25 protein-coding genes and 1 other RNA gene are annotated in these 19,032 nt (G+C 60.3%); 18 read left to right on the top strand and 8 right to left on the bottom strand.

Features of this window, described 5'->3' with window-relative positions:
* The first annotated feature begins 9 nt into the window (after window positions 1–9).
* From KW830_RS05860 to KW830_RS05875, 4 genes are all read left to right on the top strand, one after another.
* Window positions 10–1,032: a contractile injection system protein, VgrG/Pvc8 family gene (locus tag KW830_RS05860; protein ID WP_218332458.1), complete on the top strand. Its 1,023-nt coding sequence runs from the start codon at window positions 10–12 to the stop codon at window positions 1,030–1,032.
* Between the two features lie 1,020 nt (window positions 1,033–2,052).
* Window positions 2,053–2,403: a hypothetical protein gene (locus KW830_RS05865; RefSeq protein ID WP_218332459.1), complete on the top strand. Its 351-nt coding sequence runs from the start codon at window positions 2,053–2,055 to the stop codon at window positions 2,401–2,403.
* Between the two features lie 132 nt (window positions 2,404–2,535).
* The gene (locus tag KW830_RS05870; protein WP_218332460.1) at window positions 2,536–2,982 is read left to right on the top strand and encodes a LexA family transcriptional regulator; all 447 of its coding nucleotides are present in this window, start codon (window positions 2,536–2,538) and stop codon (window positions 2,980–2,982) included.
* 9 nt (window positions 2,983–2,991) lie between these two features.
* Window positions 2,992–4,284 (top strand): Y-family DNA polymerase, encoded by a 1,293-nt coding sequence (locus tag KW830_RS05875; RefSeq protein ID WP_218332461.1) that lies wholly within the window; start codon window positions 2,992–2,994, stop codon window positions 4,282–4,284.
* Window positions 4,285–4,432: 148 nt separating this feature from the next.
* Here the strand turns inward: KW830_RS05875 and KW830_RS05880 are convergent, their stop codons facing one another.
* Window positions 4,433–5,851, bottom strand: a complete 1,419-nt coding sequence (locus KW830_RS05880; protein WP_066533790.1) for a PLP-dependent aminotransferase family protein — start codon at window positions 5,849–5,851, stop codon at window positions 4,433–4,435.
* 139 nt (window positions 5,852–5,990) lie between these two features.
* Between KW830_RS05880 and KW830_RS05885 the strand changes: the two genes are divergently transcribed.
* The 3 genes from KW830_RS05885 (at window position 5,991) to KW830_RS05895 (ending at window position 7,638) form a co-directional block, all read left to right on the top strand.
* Complete coding sequence (locus KW830_RS05885; protein ID WP_066533791.1) at window positions 5,991–6,437, top strand: carboxymuconolactone decarboxylase family protein; 447 nt, start codon at window positions 5,991–5,993, stop codon at window positions 6,435–6,437.
* Between the two features lie 176 nt (window positions 6,438–6,613).
* The gene (locus KW830_RS05890; protein WP_218332462.1) at window positions 6,614–6,808 is read left to right on the top strand and encodes a DUF4113 domain-containing protein; all 195 of its coding nucleotides are present in this window, start codon (window positions 6,614–6,616) and stop codon (window positions 6,806–6,808) included.
* A gap of 152 nt (window positions 6,809–6,960) precedes the next feature.
* Window positions 6,961–7,638 carry a hypothetical protein gene (locus tag KW830_RS05895; RefSeq protein WP_218332463.1) on the top strand — a complete coding sequence of 226 codons (678 nt, stop codon included), beginning with the start codon at window positions 6,961–6,963 and terminating at the stop codon, window positions 7,636–7,638.
* A 52-nt stretch (window positions 7,639–7,690) separates the two neighbouring features.
* Here the strand turns inward: KW830_RS05895 and KW830_RS05900 are convergent, their stop codons facing one another.
* The 3 genes from KW830_RS05900 to KW830_RS05910 form a co-directional block, all read right to left on the bottom strand.
* Window positions 7,691–8,380: a hypothetical protein gene (locus KW830_RS05900; protein WP_218332464.1), complete on the bottom strand. Its 690-nt coding sequence runs from the start codon at window positions 8,378–8,380 to the stop codon at window positions 7,691–7,693.
* A 226-nt stretch (window positions 8,381–8,606) separates the two neighbouring features.
* Window positions 8,607–9,110, bottom strand: coding sequence for a hypothetical protein (locus tag KW830_RS05905; protein ID WP_218332465.1), 504 nt, complete (start codon window positions 9,108–9,110; stop codon window positions 8,607–8,609).
* Between the two features lie 544 nt (window positions 9,111–9,654).
* Complete coding sequence (locus KW830_RS05910; RefSeq protein WP_218332466.1) at window positions 9,655–9,990, bottom strand: helix-turn-helix transcriptional regulator; 336 nt, start codon at window positions 9,988–9,990, stop codon at window positions 9,655–9,657.
* Between the two features lie 67 nt (window positions 9,991–10,057).
* Here KW830_RS05910 and KW830_RS05915 point away from each other — a divergent pair, with 67 nt between their 5' ends.
* The 11 genes from KW830_RS05915 (at window position 10,058) to KW830_RS05965 (ending at window position 16,268) form a co-directional block, all read left to right on the top strand.
* Window positions 10,058–10,354: a hypothetical protein gene (locus KW830_RS05915; RefSeq protein WP_218332467.1), complete on the top strand. Its 297-nt coding sequence runs from the start codon at window positions 10,058–10,060 to the stop codon at window positions 10,352–10,354.
* Window positions 10,355–10,554: 200 nt separating this feature from the next.
* Complete coding sequence (locus KW830_RS05920; RefSeq protein WP_098066411.1) at window positions 10,555–10,875, top strand: ogr/Delta-like zinc finger family protein; 321 nt, start codon at window positions 10,555–10,557, stop codon at window positions 10,873–10,875.
* 112 nt (window positions 10,876–10,987) lie between these two features.
* Entirely contained in the window at window positions 10,988–11,242 is a 255-nt protein-coding gene (locus KW830_RS05925; RefSeq protein WP_218332468.1) for a hypothetical protein, read from the top strand.
* Window positions 11,239–11,391, top strand: a complete 153-nt coding sequence (locus tag KW830_RS05930) for a hypothetical protein (protein ID WP_218332469.1) — start codon at window positions 11,239–11,241, stop codon at window positions 11,389–11,391. Before KW830_RS05925 ends, KW830_RS05930 begins: the two co-directional genes overlap by 4 nt.
* Window positions 11,388–11,816: a hypothetical protein gene (locus tag KW830_RS05935; RefSeq protein WP_218332470.1), complete on the top strand. Its 429-nt coding sequence runs from the start codon at window positions 11,388–11,390 to the stop codon at window positions 11,814–11,816. The genes KW830_RS05930 and KW830_RS05935 overlap by 4 nt, the downstream gene beginning before the upstream one ends.
* Before the next feature lie 2 nt (window positions 11,817–11,818).
* Window positions 11,819–13,750, top strand: coding sequence for a replication endonuclease (locus KW830_RS05940; RefSeq protein WP_218332471.1), 1,932 nt, complete (start codon window positions 11,819–11,821; stop codon window positions 13,748–13,750).
* 26 nt (window positions 13,751–13,776) lie between these two features.
* Window positions 13,777–13,992, top strand: coding sequence for a hypothetical protein (locus KW830_RS05945; RefSeq protein WP_218332472.1), 216 nt, complete (start codon window positions 13,777–13,779; stop codon window positions 13,990–13,992).
* A 33-nt stretch (window positions 13,993–14,025) separates the two neighbouring features.
* Window positions 14,026–14,244: a hypothetical protein gene (locus tag KW830_RS05950; protein WP_218332473.1), complete on the top strand. Its 219-nt coding sequence runs from the start codon at window positions 14,026–14,028 to the stop codon at window positions 14,242–14,244.
* 61 nt (window positions 14,245–14,305) lie between these two features.
* Window positions 14,306–14,854 (top strand): DUF4406 domain-containing protein, encoded by a 549-nt coding sequence (locus KW830_RS05955; protein WP_255578106.1) that lies wholly within the window; start codon window positions 14,306–14,308, stop codon window positions 14,852–14,854.
* Between the two features lie 56 nt (window positions 14,855–14,910).
* Window positions 14,911–15,120: an excisionase gene (locus KW830_RS05960; protein WP_218332474.1), complete on the top strand. Its 210-nt coding sequence runs from the start codon at window positions 14,911–14,913 to the stop codon at window positions 15,118–15,120.
* 14 nt (window positions 15,121–15,134) lie between these two features.
* Window positions 15,135–16,268, top strand: coding sequence for a site-specific integrase (locus KW830_RS05965; protein WP_218332475.1), 1,134 nt, complete (start codon window positions 15,135–15,137; stop codon window positions 16,266–16,268).
* Between the two features lie 103 nt (window positions 16,269–16,371).
* Here the strand turns inward: KW830_RS05965 and ssrA are convergent.
* The 4 genes from ssrA to ompA all read right to left on the bottom strand — a co-directional run bounded on the left by ssrA (window position 16,372) and on the right by ompA (window position 18,879).
* Window positions 16,372–16,748: a transfer-messenger RNA gene (gene ssrA / locus KW830_RS05970) on the bottom strand.
* 12 nt (window positions 16,749–16,760) lie between these two features.
* A complete protein-coding gene (locus tag KW830_RS05975; RefSeq protein ID WP_218332476.1) occupies window positions 16,761–17,435 on the bottom strand; it encodes an HAD-IA family hydrolase in 675 nt (224 codons plus the stop codon).
* A complete protein-coding gene (gene ubiG, locus KW830_RS05980) occupies window positions 17,435–18,148 on the bottom strand; it encodes a bifunctional 2-polyprenyl-6-hydroxyphenol methylase/3-demethylubiquinol 3-O-methyltransferase UbiG (RefSeq protein WP_066534512.1) in 714 nt (237 codons plus the stop codon). Before ubiG ends, KW830_RS05975 begins: the two co-directional genes overlap by 1 nt.
* 86 nt (window positions 18,149–18,234) lie before the next feature.
* A complete protein-coding gene (ompA, locus tag KW830_RS05985; protein WP_066534514.1) occupies window positions 18,235–18,879 on the bottom strand; it encodes an outer membrane protein OmpA in 645 nt (214 codons plus the stop codon).
* Window positions 18,880–19,032 lie beyond the last annotated feature (153 nt).

Below are 19,032 nucleotides of genomic sequence, written 5' to 3' on the forward strand. Positions count from 1 at the left end.
AGCACCACCATGGCAGACCAGGAACGCTACCGCCACCCCGCCCCCGCCTACCGCCTGGTGGTGGCCGGCAAAGACATCACCCCCACCGTCGATGCCCGGCTTATCAGCCTCACGCTCACAGAAGGGCGCGAAAACACCGCCGACCAGCTGGACCTGGAGCTGGACGACAGTGACGGCCAGCTCACCCTGCCCCGCAAGGAAGCCGAAATAGAGCTGCAGCTAGGCTGGCAGGGCCAGCCGCTGATCGACAAAGGCACTTTTGTGGTGGACGAGGTAGAGCACACCGGCACCCCGGACAAAGTCACCATCCGCGCCCGCGCGGCGGACCTGGGTGGCGAGATCCGCAAACGCGCAGAAAAAAGCTGGCACAACACCACCCTGGGCACCATCCTGGCCGAAGTGGCCAAACGCAACAGCCTCAGCCACAAGGTGGACGCCAAGCTGGCAGCCATCGCAGTTGCACACCAGGATCAGACCAACGAAAGCGACATGCACTTCCTGACCCGCCTGGCGCGCAAATACGACGCCATGGCCACCGTCAAGAAAAAGCACCTGCTGTTCATGCCCATCAACGGCACCACCACCAGCAAGGGCGAAAGCCTGCCCACCATCCACATCACCCGGGCCAGCGGGGACCAGCACCGCTGGAGCAGCAGCACCCGCGAGGCATTCGACGGCGTGCGCGCTTGGTGGTCAGACCGCGTCAATGGCAAACGCAAGGAAGTCATTGCCGGCGACAAAACCCGCAACGTCAAAACCCTGAAAGAAACCTACGCCAGCGAACAGGACGCCCTGACCGCAGCCCGCGCCGAACGCCAGCGCCTGGAGCGCGGCATGGCCACGTTCGAACTGACCCTGGCCCTGGGCCGCCCAGAACTGATGCCCCAAAGCCCTGTGCGCGTGACCGGCTTCAAGGAAGACATCGACGGCCAGGGCTGGCTGGTCAAAGAGGTCTGCCACACCCTCAGCGACGGCGGCCTGGGCAGCAAGGTGCAGATGGAACGCGGTGGCGAAGCCGCCAAGGCCGATTAACCCGCACTATTAGTGAACTGCGGCGCACGCACAGATGGGTCCTGCCAATAGAAGAACCGCTGCTCTCCATCGACAAAATTCAGCAAGGGATGGAAAAAAATCTGCGCTTTTAAATAGACCACCTCGTATTGAGCTATCCAAACGACACGCACTTTAGAGGAACACGTACAAGGAGATAGAAACGCCACGCGTTTTATTGAGACACGTATAGAAAGAAGCAAGTAGACGCCGGCCTGGCCAGCAAAGCGCAGATGGAGCGTGGTGGCGAAGCAGCTACGGCCGCTTAGGACGACCTGTTATGGAGAGAGCTGCTTGCCTATTGACCCCCGCAATAGGAAGCACCGCATTTCTCCACCGCAAAGGCCACCCGTCGTCGCGAAGTCTCCTCGCTTTAGAGTCACACTCCATGGAGGAGATAAGCGTCAGTCCCTTCAGCCAGTCATATAGGACTTGACTGATAGGTGAAAGCGGTCTGCCACACGCTCACCGACTGCTGCCCAGGCAGTCAAGCGCAGATGAAACAGGGTGGCAAGGTCTCCTTGTGCATTCAATTAACCCACACCATCGGGAACCACTGCGCTTTTCCAGTTGACCCTGACTAGTAGAAGAGCTGCCGCTCTCCATCGCCAAGGCCCTGCAAGCTCTGCTGCAGGGCCTTCTTCATTTCCACTTGAAAGGAGGCCCACTTCAACCCCCAAGACCCCAGGCCCCTTCCGCAAGGGCCATAGAACACGTTCCCCGCTTTAGAGTGTCATGTATGGGAGAGCGACGCCGTCAGCCTGCCCAACCTCCAAGTCACAAGAGCATCGCTGGAACACAGATCGTTCCTACCTGGCGCATGCTCACCTCTTTGGCTCAAACCTCGCTAATTTAATAGACCGACACTCCATAGAGAAGGCGGGCGACTTAGCGTTGCAGTACATAGCGAAGGTAAACAACGCTCCTTCCAACCACCGAGCCCCGAAGGCACCACTTCGGGGCTCTTTTCATTTCAGAACCTAACTAAAGGAGGTATCAACCTTGCAACGCCTAGAAAACATCACCACTCTGGCACACAAAAAGCCTTTCACCACGCTGGTCACTCTTGTGCTGATCGCCATCATTGGCTTGCTCTGGAATCTTGCGCCATCACTTCCTGAACCACCGAGCGTATCCACTACGCCGCCCTGCTCCATGCAGAGCCAACCACAACGCCCCGCTTGCGGGGCGTTTCTTATTTCAGAACCCAAAGAGGAGGAGAACAGCTTGAAGTCACTTGAAAACATCATCGCCATGGCGCACGAGAAGCCGGACCTAACAATCACCATCCTGCTGCTGGTCATCCTCAGCGGCCTTGTCTGGCTAGGCCTCCCGCTGCTGTCCATGACATGAAGCCCATTCGCCCTGCTGCCCTACTCAATTCGGAGCAAGCTACCAAGCCCGCAAGGGCTTGGCGCACACCTTCCGGGCACCAGCCGTGCGGCCCTGTGAGTGAAGGCTTGCGAATCCGCATACACTGTATGCATGTACAGCAATCGTTTACTTGCCGGCCTGCCCGTGCCAGCCATCGTTACCGCCATGCCGCTGCCCATGGCGGTATCGCCCGTGCGTGGCGGCTTCCCCAGCCCGGCAGAGGACTTTGCTGTCACCCGCATCGACCTGGCCAGGAAACTGACGCAGCACTCCCTGTGCACCTTCATCCTGCGGCTGTCCGGTGACAGCATGGAAGGCGCCGGCATCTTTGACGGCGACCTGCTGGTGGTGGACAAATACCTCAAGCCAATCCACGGCGACATCGTGATTGCCGAGCTGGACGGGGAATTCACCTGCAAGCGCCTGCACATTCGCAACGGCCAGTTCATGCTGCGCCCGGAAAACCCCACCTACCCCGACATCAGGCCAAAGGACGGGCAGAGCATTGAGGTTTGGGGCGTCGTCACCAGCGCTGTCAAGCTCTTTCGCACGGAATGAGACCATGCCATGTTTGCCCTGCTGGATGGCAACAACTTCTATGTCAGCTGTGAGCGCGTATTCCGCCCCAGCCTGAAAGGCCTGCCCGTGGTAGTGCTGTCCAACAACGACGGCTGCGCCATCGCCCGCAGTGAAGAGGCCAAGGCCCTGGGCATCAAAATGGGTGCCCCCTACTTCCAGATCCGCCACCTGCATGACCAGGCCGGCCTGGTCGCCCTCAGTGCAAATTTCACGCTCTACGGCGACATGAGCGACCGCATGCACAGCCTGGCCGCCGGCATGGGGCCTGAGCAAGAGATTTACAGCATTGATGAGTGCTTCATCAACCTGCAAGGCGTGCGGGACGCCACGCGCCGCGCCTGGGCCATCCGGGACCGCGTGCTGCGCGGCATCGGCATCACCACCTGCGTAGGCATTGCGCCCACCAAAACCCTGGCCAAGCTGGCCAACCACATCGCCAAGGATGCAGAACGCAAGCCCGGCAGCTACCCGGCAGAGTTGGCCCGCGTGTGCAACCTGGCAGAGCTACCGCCCGCTACGCTGCAGCAACTGCTGCAGCAGACCGCAGTGGGCGAAGTGTGGGGCGTGGGCCGCCGCATTGCAAAGCGCCTGGCAGAGCACAACATCTGCACTGCGCTGGACTTGGCACGCATGCCGCCGGCCATGGCCCGGGCCCAGTTCAGTGTGGTACTGGAACGCACCGTGCTTGAGCTGTCCGGTCAAAGCTGCATCAGCCTGGAGCTGGCCCCACCCCCAAAGCAGCAGATCGCCTGCACCCGCTCATTCGGGCGGCCGGTGACAGACCTTGCGCCCCTGGTGGAGGCCGTCAGCCACTTTGCCCAGCGGGCGGCAGAAAAGCTGCGCGCCCAGCAAAGCCGCTGCGGCGCCGTTCTGGTGTTTGCGCACAGCAGCCCATTCAGGGCCAATGACCCCCGGTTTTCAGAAAGCGCCACCGTGCAGCTGGTGCAGCCCAGCAGCGACACCAGCGTGCTGGTGGCCGCAGCAGAGCGCGGCATGCGCAAGATCTACCAGCCCGGCTACCGGCTGGCCAAGGCCGGCGTCATGCTGCTGGACCTGAGCCCGCAGACGCGGGACCAGCCCTCACTGCTGCCCGAAGAGGCAGAGCCTGCGGGCCGGGACCACAGCGCGCTGATGGAGGCCATGGACCGCATCAACCAGCGCTGGGGCAAAGGCGCCGTGGCGGTGGGCAGTGCTGTGCAAGTGAGTGCCTGGGGAATGCGGCAAGAGCGCCGCACCGGCATGTGCACCACCCAGCTGGATCAAGTGCCGGTGGCGCGCTAGGGTGAAACTTGACGCATCCTCCATTGAGGATCCCTGCCCCATCGATTGGTCTGCTGGCTGCAATCGACAATTAGCGACCATAAGTAGCTTGGCGCAGTGGTCATAACGACTCTGCCTCCACCACCGGTATGTGTGTTCAGGCTGGTACTCAATGAGCTGCGACGATATTCGCAAGTTTTGTGCACGCAGCATCAATGTTGTCGCGGTGCAGGTTCGTCACGCTCAGCAGCAAACCGTGCTGCGCATGGGTGCGGTCCAGATACCAGGCAGAGAGGGCCGAAGGCGCTAAGCCTTGCGCTTTGGCAAGGGCGACAAAAGACCTGTCGTTGGTGAGCCCTGGAAGCGGTGCAATCACGCCTAAGCCTGCCGCCATTGAGCCCGGCAGAAACTCGCTGACATGCGCCAGCGCAAGCTCGCGCCGCTCGGTGTATAGGTCCTTCATCTGGCGTAGGTGCCGCAGGAAATGCCCGTCCGCCAGAAACTCCAGAAGTGTCAACTGCGTGCTTCGATTTGGAGCCGGTGACAACGCGGCGCAAACCTCCACGAATCGCTCAGCTAAAGAGAGAGGTGCGACCACAAAACCAAGACCCAGCGCCGGGCTTAACGTCTTGCTGAACGAGCCGACATGAATCACACGCTCGGCACCTTCACCAGCGGCAAGAGCCTGTGCGGCACGCCCATCGAGTTGAAGTTCTCCGAGATAGTCGTCCTCGATGATCCAGGCCTCCCTTTCAGTCGCCCAACTCAGCAGTGCGTGTCTGCGGGCCGGCGATAGGGTCACGCCCAGAGGCGCATGTTGACCAGGTGTGACCAACGCTAGTCGAGCCTCGGGTGCACGTGCGATGCCGTCGCTCACGCGCAGACCCTCTGCGTCAACAAGTATGGGCTCTAACGCCACCCCAAACAGCTCCAGCGCACGCCTTCCAAGAGGATAACCAGGCTCCTCTATCCACGCCTTGCGCCCGTGCGCGCACAGCGCCGTCAGCACGACCATCATGCCCTGCCGATACCCACTGGTGACGATGATCTGATCCGGATGACATCGCATTTGTCGGCTGACGGCCAAGTGGCTCGCAATCTGCGTGCGCAACGCTGGTTCGCCGCGCGGGTCAGAGTAGGTCGTGTAGCTGTTGGCATCGGCACGGACGGCCCTCGCCCTCATTCGGGCCCAGAGCTTTGCTGGAAATGCATCGTCAGCGGGTACACCCATTTGGAATGGTTGCGGGGCACTCGAATATGGGCGGGTGAATCCAGCCAAAGGCCCGGCGAATGAAGACTCGTCGTCACTTCGGTCAGTAAACTGCCGAGCGCATACACGTGTGCCTGCAGAGCCCGCGCCGTAGACCAAGTTCTCGGCAATCAGCCGGTCGTAAGCCACACGGATGGTGCCTCGAGCGACGCCAAGTTGCCTGGCAAGGTCTCGACCGGAAGGTAAACGTTGGCCCGCTCCAAGCCTTCCATCCATGATCGCCTGACGTAGGCTTGCATGAATCTGATCGCCGATATGTACGACGGAGGAGCCGTCCAGCTGGATGGAAAGCACTTCGGGCGTATTTTGGGCAGTCATCTTGGGTCAGTCATTTCAGCAGTTTTTGGGCCTGTTTTTCCGCTGCCTGCAAGGGTAACTTAGCGGTGAGGTACGAGGCTGTGGTGACTTCGAGCACCGGCCGCGATTTGACAAACCTTCAACAACAGAAAGCACAGAAATGACTCGCTTGAATTGGCAAGAACTTGCACCTGATGGCGCGAAGGCGTTATTTGGCATCCACCACTACATCACGAGTAAGACGAACCTTCCAGAGGAGCTCGTGCACCTCGTATTTCTACGCGTTTCGCAGATCAACGGCTGTGCCCATTGCATCGACAAGCACAGCCGCGATCTGAGAAAAACCATGTCAATCGAAAAGATTGCCTTGCTTCCCGTATGGGACGAAGTGCACCATCTATTCTCTGAAGAGGAACGCGCTGCGCTGGCCTGGGCCGAGGAAGTGACGAATGTCAGCGAAACACATGCATCAGATGAGGCATATGCCGCAGCCTCGGCACATTTCGCGCCCAAAGACCTGGTTGACCTCACGATTACGATCGCCGCAATGAACGCGTTCAACCGACTGGGGGCTCCGTTTAGGCTTCCAGTAGAAGCCAAGTCGTGATTTGTCATGAACATACGCACAACAAATCATGGTTTTAGCCATAAGAGGTTTCGCCTCTGACTGAGCTTGACCGTGCAACTGGCAGAAAGCGTAAGCAAGCCCGCTCGGATGATCCGCGTCGGGCTTCACCTTTCATCGAAGATTGTCTGCTTTTGGCAGTAAGCAACCTTTTCCCTTTGCCTGAAGAAACCTCCGCCAAGTGCCGCAACCACAGCGCGCTGATGGAAGCCATGGACCGCATCAACCAGCGTTGGGGCAAAGGCGCCGTGGCGGTGGGCAGTGCGGTGCAAGTGGGCGCCTGGGGCATGCGGCAAGAGCGCCGCACAGGCATGTGCACCACCCAGCTGGATCAGGTGCCAGTGGCGCGGTAAGGTGGCTGTTGTGTCCAAGCCTGTCTCCCGGCTTGAAGAGACCGATAAATTTGATTGATCCGCCGGCAGCAATGGACCTATAGCAGTATTTGATTATTGATAATCTATGCTTATCAATTTTTAATTTTAAAGTCTTTAAAAAGGTTTTTTAGATGAAAACACAAGTAGTCTTTGTCTCACGACTTCCCCAAGCGAAAACGGAATCTAGTTTCTTTGATTTAATTCGAAGTACGCCTGAGATAAGCCAAAACTACATCGTTTCTAAGGGAAATGTGTACGCAGTAGGTGACTTAGTGAAAGAGCACATTGCTGAGAATGGAGTTTCCAGCATGTTCTGGACACATATAACGTGTGACTCGGTAAGCCATCCGGGCATTACTATTGATGAGGTTGAAGACCTAGTTCTGAGATTTGTCCGTAAGTTGAATGGTGTCAAAAATTTATTCATCACTGATGCCTATATCTATCACCACCAAGGTGATCCAGAACTAGTAAATCTATTCGAGAAAATGATTCGAGAGTTGTCTCGCGACCTAGAACGTGTGACCTTTTTTGCAGATCCTAAAAAACGTTCTCCCGAAGGCGTTGCGGCAATGCATGAAGCGATAAAACGCGTCTCTTCTGAAATTGAAATTGAAGATATCAAAACATCGGAATTTCACGACCGATTTTGGCTGAACTCCGATAACAACTCTGGGGTTGTTATGGGCGCATCATTAAACGGGTTTAAGAGAAAAATCGCTTTAATAGACCATCTCAGAAATGGAGATGCATATCAACTTGTGGAGTTGGCTAAGAAGGCCAGAGAATTGGTAGTAAAGGCCGTTTAATTAACGCTAGAGTCAAGCATCTTCTCACAGTGGCGACGGTGTGAGCAAATTGTTAGGCCTTAGGCTGCAATGTAGTGGAAGCATGCGGTGCAGCTTCAGGTTGAACGGTGGGCATGAGTCGATCTGCAAGCTTTGTGGCTGCAGCGCCTAGCACCGCCCCAAGGATTGCGGATACAACCGCGAGACGAATGTTATCTGCATTGCGCTGGTAGAAGCTTCTGCCATCTTTAGATTCATGAGTGAGTAGTAATCCGTGCCTACGCAACTGAATAAAGCAAATCCAAAAGTACCAACTAATTACCAGCCCCATGACGCAGAATAAGCCCAACTGAAAGGTCTTAAATATAGGAACGTAAGATAGGGCTTGCAAACCAACAAAGACCAACAGGACATGAAAATCTTTGTACAGCGACCTAGGGGATCTCTCTGCGGAGGAAAGGACAGCAGCGACACGCGCAAACATACCGTATGACGCTAGGTCATTACTGCCAGCGAAAAGGCGAGTCGCTGTGGGTGATAGCTCGACAGTGAGATACGGGCGACGAGCGGTCACCGTTAACTCCCGCGGGCTCTTGCCAAGCAAATGGCTTGCAAGCTCATCGACGCTATCGTACTCCATGCCATCGGCGACAAGTTTCACCTCTTCCGCTGGCTCAAGGGCTGTGAGAATCTCTCGGAGTCCTTCGAGATCCAGCACCAGAGGTAAAAATCGATGAGATTGGACCGTTTCAAGACGCTTCAATATTGCCTCCACAAACCTGACTACATTTATACGATAGGTGAAAATGCTTGTAGTTCACCCAAGAGATAATCTATTCAAGATGATGAAGGTGATTAATCATAAGCAAAGCTTTTGGGCAACTGGAAAATTTCAAGATTAAAGCTTGTAGTGAGCCGTCAAAGACCAAAGATGAACAGAATAGTCACGGCCGAATGCAGCCCGCAGACTCTGCAACCTCTCTCCGCCATCAAAGCGTAATCGTCACCAGCACCTGCTTCCCACCACCCGGCATCACATTCACCTTATGCCCCTGCAGCACCTCACCGCGCAGTGGCGTGTCGGCTGCAATGCTGGCCTTGATCTTGGCGGTGGCCTCTTTGCCCAGCGCATAGGTCAGCACTTGGTCGGCCCACTGCACGTTCTGTGCATTCAGGGCTTCCAGCTTGGCATCGCCGCTGATCTGCTCCCATGAAAGGTTGATGCGGCCCTTGCGAAACTCCAGCTTGAACGGTGGCTGGCAATCCTGGGGCGTGCAGTCCTTGGCGCGGAAGTTCAGGCCACGCCCATCCTCCAGCGGGTATTCATACACAGCTGGGCTGCCCACAGCAGCTATCAAACCGGCTTCATCCAACTGGGCAACCGTGCGAGGCGCTTCGCTGAGCGGCGTGGCGCTGGCAGCGTCGGGGTTGCTTTTGGAACAGCCGGTGGCTGCAATGGCCAAAACAAGACAGGCCAGTAGACGTTGCGACATGCTTCTTTCCCTCTCTTCAATGTGCGCCACGGCATACCAGTGCCATGGCCTGGTAAATCACCGTTTCAGATAGCTCTTGTTCCCCGCATCCGTCATGCAATAGCGCCCGCCGCGCGGGCCGGTGCAGACGTTGCCGCTGCGGCAGCTGCAGTCTCCTGGTGTGGCGCTGTTGCGTTGGGGTTGGGTAAGCAGTTGGCGCGGGCTGGTGCCGCCGCCCATTTCCGCGCTGCAGCTGCGCTTGCTGCCGCTGACAGATCCGTCATTGCACACAAAGGTGTCGCCCGCGCAGTGCGAAACACCGCCCTTCTTGCCAGAACAGGGGTAGTTGCGGGCATGGGCATGACCCATCGCGCCTACCAGAAAGACCAGCAGAAAAGCGGTCAGCAGCGACTTACTGCGCATCGCTGGTGCACGGGTCGGCAGTACGGGCAATCCGTGACAAAGGCGCTGCCTCTGTCGTGCATACCTTGCATGGCTTGAACGCCATAGTTCCCCTCTCCCGCCCCGGCCTCTTTGTGCCGTGGGCGCTGCAGTCACCCGTGACTTACACGGGCTTCAAAACATCGACCGCTGCCGATAGCAGGGCACGCCCCTGCTCTGAACTCTGGCGCCACGCCTGCAGCAGTTCTCGCTCCGCAGGCGCCAGCGTGGTTTCAACATCGCCAGCACGTTGACCTGTCACAACGTAAAGCACATCTACGCCCAAGGCGGACATCGCCGCAAGTGCGGCTGCATTAGGTGATGCCTCGCCCTTCTCCCACTTCAGTAGACCGCCACGCGAAACCCCGCATGCCTCTGCAAAGGCCAGCTGCTGGATATCGAGGCGAAGGCGCTCGGACTTGATCCGTTCGCCATATGGATTACTAAAGTTATCCGTCATCTATTGACACGCTCACAATTGTGAGCAATGATCCGCTTACGTTGTAACAATTCAATCCCAATAGTACATGACTGCCACCGCTAGTCCTGCGCGTCGTTCGCGCCGCCGCACCGGCTCGCTGGACCTGCTCCAGCACGACAGGCCCATCCCGCTGCGTTTGCCCAAGGCAGATACCCAGCGCGCCCATGAAGTGGCGGATGGCCTGGACCTCTCCACATCCGCCTATGCGCGCCTGTTGTACCGCATGGGCGAACAGCTGCACCGCCGCACCGGTGTGCTTCAACTGCCCGAGCATGTGATGGAACGCCTGGCGGCCGATGTGCTGGCCTGGACCGTGCAGTCCGCCCAGGCTGCACGGGTGTGATGGAGGCCGCAGTCATGAAAGCTATCTCTCCCTCTGGCATTCATTCTGGTGCCGTCACCCGCACGGTCTACGTCGGCGGCAAGCCCGTAGCCCAGGTAAAGCCACCTACGCAAACTGTGGGCAAAGCCTTGCAGGGCTGTAACAGTGCGTTGCGATCTGCTGCCGTTGGCGCCCGTGCCCGCGCCGGCCACAAGGAAGCCATGCGCCTGCAGTGCCCGCACTGCAAGGAACCCAGCTTCATCCGCACCAGCGCGCAGATGACCGTGCTGACCCGCGAATCCACCTATGCCTGCACCAACCCCGAATGCGGCCACACCTTTGTGGCGCTGACCGAAGTGGTGCGCACCCTCAGCCCCAGCGCCACGCCAGACCCCAGCGTGAACCTGCCCCTGTCCAGCCACGTCCGCCGCGACATGCTGCGCGCCACCCTGGACCACGCAGCAAGCGCAGAGCACGCCACGCAGTTCACCCGCCCAGTGACAGGCGACCTGTTCCCAGTCGGAGGGCCGCCCCCTGACTGACACCACCAGCGCCTAAAGCGCCCTCCCCCTTCCCCCTTTGCCACCCCGTCCGACAGAGCCTGTTTCCAGGCGCTGCGGGGTTTCTTACGCCCAAAAACTGGAGCACATAGCGATGACGCAAGCCCTGCAAATTGCTGAGCTGCCAAGCAGCCAGACCGGCAACCGCTGCGAAGAAATGAAAGTTGGCCGCACGCGCCATGGTGTGAAGCCTTGGTTTATCGACCTCTGCTACTCCGGGGTGAATCGGCGTAGCGCCATGTTCTGGATTGAACTGACCCCGGGTGAAGCGTTTGAGCTGGCAGCGCGTTTGATGTGTGAAGCCAGTGAGGCCGAGCACGCAAACGCCAAGCAAGGCGGTGCAGCATGAGCTGGCGCATCACTCACATTGACCACAATCACCAGCGCCGCCGCATGCAGGTGCTGGCCGCCAACCGCGTGCAGGCCCTGGCCAGCGTGGAAAGCATCTACGGCCTTGGCTGGTATGTGGCCGCTGTGCGCGTTGGGGGTGCGGCGTGAACCTGTCCGAAGTCACCCTGGGCCAATTCACCGACCTGATGCTGCGCGTGCAGCGTGGCGAAGCGCCGCACGCCCCCAGCTTGGCGCCGGCCCTGATGCCTGCAGAGCCTGTGGCCGAGCACCTGCGCGGCCTGTCGCCCGCAGACTGCCGCGCCCGCCTGCGTGTGCTGCAGAACGAAGCCCTCAGCCGCGCCAGCCGCGGCCGTTGGGACGACGTGGAGGCCCGCGAATGGGCCGCCATGGACCTGGGCGTGCGCGTTTGCCTGCTGATCCTGGCCGGCGTGGGTGATGACTTTGACGGACTTTCAGCCCTGGCAGACCGCCACTGGCGCGAAGTACCGCCGCCTGAGCGCAATGCCATCAAGGGCCAGGTACGCGCCATGCGCGCGGCCATGGCCAAAGTCACCAGCCTGGCAGGACGGTAAGCATGGCCCGCAAGCTCCCTACCCACAGCCTGGACGCCTGGAAGCGCAACAAGCCCCAGGCTTGGCACGTTACCCGTGCGCTGCAGGTGCTGCGCAAGGTGGTGCCACCCCAGTGGCGCACCGCGTTGGACAAGGCGGGCCTGGGCCAGATGGACAACGACGGCCCCGAATGGCTGAACGCCCACGACGCACTGCAGGCCGTGGAGCGCTTTGATGCGGACTTTGGTCAGGCCAGCCGCTGGGACTTGAATGACGGCCAGATCTGCACCATGGCCAAGACCTTGGCCTATGAAGTGGGCACGCTGGACGCCTGCGCCCTGCGCGAAGGCCTGAACCTGCAGGAACGTGTGGACAGCATCTACATGCTGATCCGCGCCGTGGGTGTGCGTGAGCACGGCCCCCTGGCCGGTGAGGCCGGCATCAAGCGCACGCTGGATGCTGCGTGGTGGCGCCGTGTACTGCGCCGCCATGTGGCCCGCGTGGTGGAAGCCGGGGCCATTCGCCTGGGGCTGGTCAACCGCCGCGACGGCGGCTATGTCAGCAACAAGGGGCTGCAGCGCCGCACCGAGCAGGTAACCCGCAATGCGGCCACCCTCAAGCGCACGCTGTACCGGAACGAGGCAGGCCAGGTGTTCAACCTGGGTGAGCTGGCCGCCCTGTCCAACTCCAACCCGGTGATCCGTGGCGGTGAGCTGATGACGCGCATCCGCGGCGCTGAGGAATACGCCGACCGCCGCCAGCACATTGGCCTGTTTCTGACGCTGACCACCCCCAGCCGCTTTCACCCGGTGAAGCTGGGCCGCCATGGCCAGCCCCTGCCCAACAAGCGCTACGACGGCCGCAGCACCCCGCGCGATGCGCAGGATTGGCTGTGCGGCATGTGGGCCAAGCTACGCTCCCACCTGGGCCGCCGGGATGTGCACCTCTACGGCATCCGCGTGGCAGAACCCCACCACGACGCCACGCCCCACTGGCACGCCATGGTGTGGGTGGAGGATGAAGTGCAGCTGCAAAAGACCGTGGCCGCCCTGCACCGCTACTGGCTGAGCGATGACGGCGACGAACCGGGCGCCGGCACCAACCGCATCAACATCAAGCGCATGACCGGCGGCGGTGCGGCGGGCTATGTGGCTAAGTACATCGCCAAGAGCGTGGGCCACGCGGCCCTGGCCGACCACCTGGATGTGGTGCAGGGTGAGCTGTTCGACGTGGAAACCTGCGACATGCCCGGCCACCGCCGGGTGGACGCCTGGGCCGCCACATGGGGCATCCGCCAGTTTCAGGCCATCGGTATGCCCAGCGTGTCCGTCTGGCGCGAACTGCGCCGCGTGAGCAAAGACCAGATCGAAGACCTGCGCGTGGGCCGTGACGGCGATACGACCGCATGGCGCGCCTGGCTGGCCTGCCATCGCTGGGGCAAGGAACCCGGCACCGTGGAAGGCGGCGGCGTGATCCGCGCCGACTGGTGCCGGTATATGGAATCCATGGGCGGGCACTGCCGCAAGCGTGGCCAGTGGCACATGGGCCTGGCCCGCCGCCCGGTGCCGGCAGGCACCACCAACGCCTACGGCGAAGAAATCAAGGAAGGCCAGGGCCGCGTGGTGGGACTTGAAACCCGCCATGGCCGCTGGCTGGTGAGCCGCCGCATGGCGTGGCGCCCGGCTGTGCAGGAAGCCCTGGGCGCAGCCCCTGCAGCCGCTGGTGCGCCCCAGCTGGACATGGCCGCCCCCGAACCCGCGCAGGGCACAGACCGGGCGCCGCTGGCGCCCGCTTGGACTCGTTTCAATAACTGTACGGCCCGGCTGACGAACACCCTCCACCGGCAGCTTTTTGGACGCGGCCGACACGAAAAAGAGGACTGGACACCCGGTTCCCCCACCCGATCCGACGCCGAATGGCGCGCACTCGGCACCACCCCCACCCCGTTTTTCTGACCTGACACCCACAGGAGGCCCCACCCATGCCCGCAAAACGCACTGAGCCCAGCAAAAACGCCACGCACCAGAGCGCTGGCTTCAAGTACGTCAACTCCGTGAGCACCGACTTGCGCAAGACGTTTGCCGCCGCCCGCCGCCGCCTGACCCTGGCCAAGAACGCCGCGGAAGGCGCCCAGGCCCGGCTGGATCTGGAAACCGGCGGCCAGGTGCTGCCCTTCAAAGCGGCAGGCGCTGCCTGACGCTACCAAATCAATAGCAACAAAGGAACACACATGCAATCCGCACACAACGTCCAAGAGCTGAAAAGCTACCGCGCCATCCTGATCCCAGCCAACGCCGACGCCGCAGCACTGGAAGGCCTGGCTGAGGACGGCCTGCTGCCCACCATCCGCGTCAAGGCAGCCAACGCCACCCATGCCGAAGCCCAGGCCCACCTGGCCAGCGGCAAAGGCGTGCTGCGCGTGGAGCGCATCGAACCGCTGACGGTCTGACCACACCACAGGAGCGACACCCATGTTCATTCTGATTTTTCGCGCAGCACTAATGCCCGCAATGCTGTTCTTGAGCTTCTTCACCGGCTGGCGCATGGCCCATCGCGTGATCGTGGACGAATGCCAGCGCCTGGGCGGCTTCTTCGTCCGCCGCGGCGAATTCCACTGCATCAGCACGCTGCAAATGTGGCTGATGCACGAAAGCCCGCACCAGCGCATCTATGTGGCCGGCCCCATGTCTGGTCTGCCGGATATGAACTACACCGCCTTCCACGAAGCCGCCGCCCGCCTGCGCGCCAAGGGATGGCACGTGGAAAACCCAGCCGAAAACCCCGACCCACACGTAGACGCCAGCTGCCACTGGACCGCATACATGCGCATGGGCGTCAGCCAGCTGATGACCTGCCACGCCATCTACCTGCTGCCCGGCTGGCAGCAGTCCAAGGGCGCCAGCCTGGAATACCTGATCGCCCAGCGCCTGGGCCTGCAAATCATGCAGCACCACCAGCAGGAAGACGTGCTGCAGGAGTGGCTGGGTGAACTGGTAGACGCCGCGCCATCCATGCGACCGGCAGCCATTGCGGCCATCTCAACACAGGGAGTTGCGTGATGGGATCGACACACCCACAACCAATCGCGCCACAAGGGCGCCGAACTGAGGAAGCCATGAGCACGACACCAAACAGCAATGGTGCAGATCCCGAGTGGGTTCTGGCCGAGAAATACGAGCAGCTCACGGGCGTGACGCCCATGGCAATCCATAACCGCCGCCGCGCAGGTATCTGGCGCGACGGGCAGCACTGCGCAGTTGTGCTGCGCCGCCTGTATGTCAATGTGAAGGAAGCAGACCAGTGGATAAGAAACCAACTCTCGTAACCCCTGCAGGCGTGATGATCCGCGAACTGGTGGGCGGATCGCGGCTACAGATTGCATTCACCTGGCAAGGCAAGCAGTGCCGTGAGCTGCTGCCGCCCGGGCCAATCAACAAAGGCAGCATCCTCTATGCGGCAAACCTGCGTGCAGAGATCCGCCGCAAGATCGACGATGGAACGTTCGAATACGCAGCCTACTTTCCGGACAGCAGCCGGGCCCGCACCGAGCAGGACAGAGAGCTGACGATGGAGAAGCTGCTGGACCGCCAGCTCTCTATTTACAAGCGCCAGGTGGAGAACGGCCACATGTCCAAGTCCACCTACCAGGGCTACCGCAAGAGCATCCTGAGCAAGCGCATGCAGCGATGGGATGGAATGCACCCGGCCGAGGTGACACCTTCGCTGCTGCGCGACTGGATCAGCGAGATGGATCTCACCACCAAAGCGATCCGCAACTTATTGGTGCCCTTCCGTTCGGTGCTGGAGGACGCACTGAACGACGAGATCATCGAGTTCAACCCTTTTGAACGTATCGCCCTTGTGAAGCTGATCCGCCAAACCGCAAAGGCCAGCGATTACGTAGTGCAGCCGTTCACCCAGGCCGAACGCATGACCATCCTGGATGCGTGCCGCACCGATGAGCGCCCAACTTTCCTGTTCTGGTTCAACACGGGCCTGCGCCCCGGTGAGCTGCAGGCCCTGGAATGGGAGCACATTGACTGGGAGCGGCGTGTCGCGCGCATCGTCCAGAACCAGGTGGCGGGCGTCATCAAGGGCCCAAAGACCGCAGCAGGCAAGCGGGAGGTGGACTTGAACGACGAAGCCATGCAGGCCCTGCGCGATCAGTTAGCCATCAGCGGCGACCGCGGCAAGCGTGTGTGGCTCAACACCGTGACGCTGGCCCCCTGGACCACGGATGCCCAGGTGCGCAAAACCGCATGGCTGCCACTTATGGCCAGGGCCGGCATCCCCTACCGCAACCCGTATCAGATCCGCCACACCTACGCCTCTACCCAGCTAACGGCCGGCGCCAACCCCTGGTACGTGGCCCAGCAGCTGGGCCATGAGGATGTGGAGATGGTTTTCCGCACCTACGGCAAATTCATCCGCGAGGATTACCAGCGACCAAAAACACTTCCAGGATCGGTGTGAAATCGGTGTGAAATCGGTGTGAATTTCAGCGCAATCTGAGGCAATTCAGGGCTGAAAAAGATAACGCCACACAATGGGTTTCATTGTGTGGCGTTGCTGTGAATGGTGGAGCTGGCGGGAATTGAACCCGCGTCCGCAAGCCTTCGTCAGACAGATCTACATGCTTAGCGTTCTGTTTTGAATCTCACCCGGTTTGCCGCGCAGGCGCACGCTGCAAACAAGGCCAGTACCCTATTTTCTTGTTCCACACCAAGGTACCCGGCGCAGAACCAGCTGATGTAAATTCCCTTGCAGCCTGGAGGTATTTCTACCCCCTTGCCCAGCCCATCAACGTGCTGTTGCAAGGCTCACCGGATTAAGCGGCGAGTGCGAAACGTTCGTCGTTTGCAGTTAGTTTTTTGAATGGAGATTTACGAGCGTCACTCAAGCTCGGCATGCACCGCGCTGATCCCGAACCCACGTCGAAACCAGGACAGCCCCATAGACCGTATCTTAGTCCATACCCAGCAACTTCAAGAGCTCCAGGGGATTTTTAATTGCAGCATCCGGATTCCAGCCGGCTGTACTGTCCACGCCGCCCAGATAGCCGTAATCCGCAGCCACACCGCGCATCCCTGCGGCACGCGCCGCCTGCATGTCCCGCTCATCGTCCCCCACGTAAATGGCGTGCTCCGGCAAGATGCCCAGACGCTCACATGCATGCAGCAAAGGTGCCGGATGCGGCTTGGCATGTGGGGTGGTATCACCACAGACCACCACTGCCGCCCGACCCAGCGTCGCCTCCTGGCGGGCGATCGGCAGCGTAAAGCGCTCGGACTTGTTGGTCACGATGCCCCAGGGACGGCCTTGCTGCTCCAACCCCTGCACCAGCTGCGGCACTCCGGCAAACAGGCCCGAATGCTGCATCAGCAAACCCTCATAGGCTTGAAAGAACTCTTCGCGGCGCAGCTCGAACTCTGGCATATCCGGCTGCAGACCCAGCGCAATGCGCAGCATTCCGCGTGCGCCCGTGCCCACAAAAGGCCGGTAATGCGACAGCGGCAAATCATCCAGGCCCGCATCGCGACGCAATACATTCGCTGCAGCGGCCAGATCCGGGGCACTGTCCAGCAACGTGCCGTCCAGGTCAAACAGCACGGCGCGCACGCCATTCCAGGGCGCCGCCATCACAGGACGGGCCGGCGTGTCGCCAGCAGGTAGTTCACGCTGGTGTCGCCACTCAACCAGTAACGCCCCGTCAAAGGGTTGTGCTCCATCCCCTTGGCCGAATCAACGACCAAGCCCGCATCCATGGCAAATTGCGCCAGCTCGCTGGGGCGGATGAACTTGTCGAATTCATGGGTACCCTGCGGCAGCATCTTGAGCACATACTCCGCCGCCACAATGGCCAAGGCATACGCCTTGGGATTGCGGTTGATGGTGGAGAAAAACACCCAGCCACCCGGCTTGACCAACTGACCGCAAGCCCGCACCACCGAGGCCGGATCCGGCACATGCTCCAGCATCTCCATGCAGGTCACCACATCAAAGGCGCCCGGCTTCTCTTCCGCCAGCACCTCCACCGGCACCTCGCGGTATTGCACGCCCGTGGTGCCGGCTTCCAACGCATGCAACTGCGCCACGCGCAGTGACTTGGTAGCCAGATCGATCCCCAGCACCTGCGCCTCCTTGCGCGCCATGGAGTCGGCCAGGATGCCACCACCACAGCCTACATCCAGCACCTGCTTGCCCTTCAGCGAGGCAAGACCGTCAATCCACGCCAGGCGCAGCGGATTGATCTGGTGCAAAGGCTTGAATTCACTCTCTGTATCCCACCAGTGGTGGGCCAGGCTGGCAAATTTCTCCAGCTCGGCTGGATCCACATTGGTACTTTGGCTCATAGTGAAAGATTGTCACCCATCCACGGGCATATCAGCAGGAATAAAAAAAGCCCCGTTGCCGGGGCTTTTTAGAGGCAATCCGAAGATTACTGAGCGGCGCGGGTACCGACCACTTCGATTTCCACGCGACGGTTCTTGGCGCGGCCTTCCTTGGTCTTGTTGTCGGCCACAGGTTGCTTTTCGCCCTTGCCTTCGGTGTACACGCGGTCCTTGGCGATGCCCTTGGACACCAGGTAAGCCTTCACGGCTTCAGCGCGACGCACCGACAGCTTCTGGTTGTAAGCGTCAGAGCCGATGGAGTCGGTGTGACCCACAGCAATCACGACTTCCAGGTTGATGTCCTTGACCTTGGAGGCCACGTCATCCAGCTTGGCCTTGCCTTCGGGCTTCAGAACAGCCTTATCGAAGTCAAAGAAAGCGTCAGCAGCGAAGGTCACCTTCGAAGCCACGGCGGGAGCGGGAGCGGGAGCGGGAGCAACAGCAGCGGGAGCAGGAGCCACAGCAGGAGCGGGTTGCAGAGCACCGTCGCAACCCACAGCAGCAGTAGCAGGCGTCCAGTTGGCATCGCGCCAGCACAGTTCGTTCGTGCCGTTCTTCCAGACGTGTTCGCCCGTGCCGTTCTGCCAGTTGTCGATGACATTGCCACCGTTAGCTGCCTTGACTTGAGCGCCAGCGGCAGTTGCCAGGGCGGCGGTTGCGAACAGCATCGCTACTTTGTTCAGTTTCTTCATGGTTCTCCTCTTGGGGATTGAGCCGTGGCCGGACCACGGAATTGAGGACGTCATTAGTGACCATCACCAAGAACGCTGGTTTTGATTGTGCCATACGTAACAGAGCAAAAGCCAAGGCCCTTGGGCACCAACAGTAGGACAAAAGCCTAATAC

It is taken from the genome of Comamonas sp. CMM03 (assembly GCF_019218715.1).
GTDB lineage: Bacteria > Pseudomonadota > Gammaproteobacteria > Burkholderiales > Burkholderiaceae_C > Comamonas > Comamonas terrigena.

Coding starts and splice junctions, on each gene's coding strand:
- KW830_RS05895 (WP_218332463.1), top strand. CDS start 6,961: ATGAAAACACAAGTAGTCTTTGTCTCACGACTTCCCCAAGCGAAAACG.
- KW830_RS05950 (WP_218332473.1), top strand. CDS start 14,026: ATGCAATCCGCACACAACGTCCAAGAGCTGAAAAGCTACCGCGCCATC.
- KW830_RS05875 (WP_218332461.1), top strand. CDS start 2,992: ATGTTTGCCCTGCTGGATGGCAACAACTTCTATGTCAGCTGTGAGCGC.
- ompA (WP_066534514.1), bottom strand. CDS start 18,879: ATGAAGAAACTGAACAAAGTAGCGATGCTGTTCGCAACCGCCGCCCTG.
- KW830_RS05925 (WP_218332468.1), top strand. CDS start 10,988: ATGACGCAAGCCCTGCAAATTGCTGAGCTGCCAAGCAGCCAGACCGGC.
- KW830_RS05960 (WP_218332474.1), top strand. CDS start 14,911: ATGAGCACGACACCAAACAGCAATGGTGCAGATCCCGAGTGGGTTCTG.
- KW830_RS05945 (WP_218332472.1), top strand. CDS start 13,777: ATGCCCGCAAAACGCACTGAGCCCAGCAAAAACGCCACGCACCAGAGC.
- KW830_RS05910 (WP_218332466.1), bottom strand. CDS start 9,990: ATGACGGATAACTTTAGTAATCCATATGGCGAACGGATCAAGTCCGAG.
- KW830_RS05920 (WP_098066411.1), top strand. CDS start 10,555: ATGCGCCTGCAGTGCCCGCACTGCAAGGAACCCAGCTTCATCCGCACC.
- KW830_RS05880 (WP_066533790.1), bottom strand. CDS start 5,851: ATGACTGCCCAAAATACGCCCGAAGTGCTTTCCATCCAGCTGGACGGC.
- KW830_RS05965 (WP_218332475.1), top strand. CDS start 15,135: ATGATCCGCGAACTGGTGGGCGGATCGCGGCTACAGATTGCATTCACC.
- KW830_RS05940 (WP_218332471.1), top strand. CDS start 11,819: ATGGCCCGCAAGCTCCCTACCCACAGCCTGGACGCCTGGAAGCGCAAC.
- KW830_RS05905 (WP_218332465.1), bottom strand. CDS start 9,110: ATGTCGCAACGTCTACTGGCCTGTCTTGTTTTGGCCATTGCAGCCACC.
- KW830_RS05930 (WP_218332469.1), top strand. CDS start 11,239: ATGAGCTGGCGCATCACTCACATTGACCACAATCACCAGCGCCGCCGC.
- KW830_RS05915 (WP_218332467.1), top strand. CDS start 10,058: ATGACTGCCACCGCTAGTCCTGCGCGTCGTTCGCGCCGCCGCACCGGC.
- KW830_RS05870 (WP_218332460.1), top strand. CDS start 2,536: ATGTACAGCAATCGTTTACTTGCCGGCCTGCCCGTGCCAGCCATCGTT.
- KW830_RS05955 (WP_255578106.1), top strand. CDS start 14,306: ATGCTGTTCTTGAGCTTCTTCACCGGCTGGCGCATGGCCCATCGCGTG.
- KW830_RS05885 (WP_066533791.1), top strand. CDS start 5,991: ATGACTCGCTTGAATTGGCAAGAACTTGCACCTGATGGCGCGAAGGCG.
- KW830_RS05975 (WP_218332476.1), bottom strand. CDS start 17,435: ATGGCGGCGCCCTGGAATGGCGTGCGCGCCGTGCTGTTTGACCTGGAC.
- ubiG (WP_066534512.1), bottom strand. CDS start 18,148: ATGAGCCAAAGTACCAATGTGGATCCAGCCGAGCTGGAGAAATTTGCC.
- KW830_RS05860 (WP_218332458.1), top strand. CDS start 10: ATGGCAGACCAGGAACGCTACCGCCACCCCGCCCCCGCCTACCGCCTG.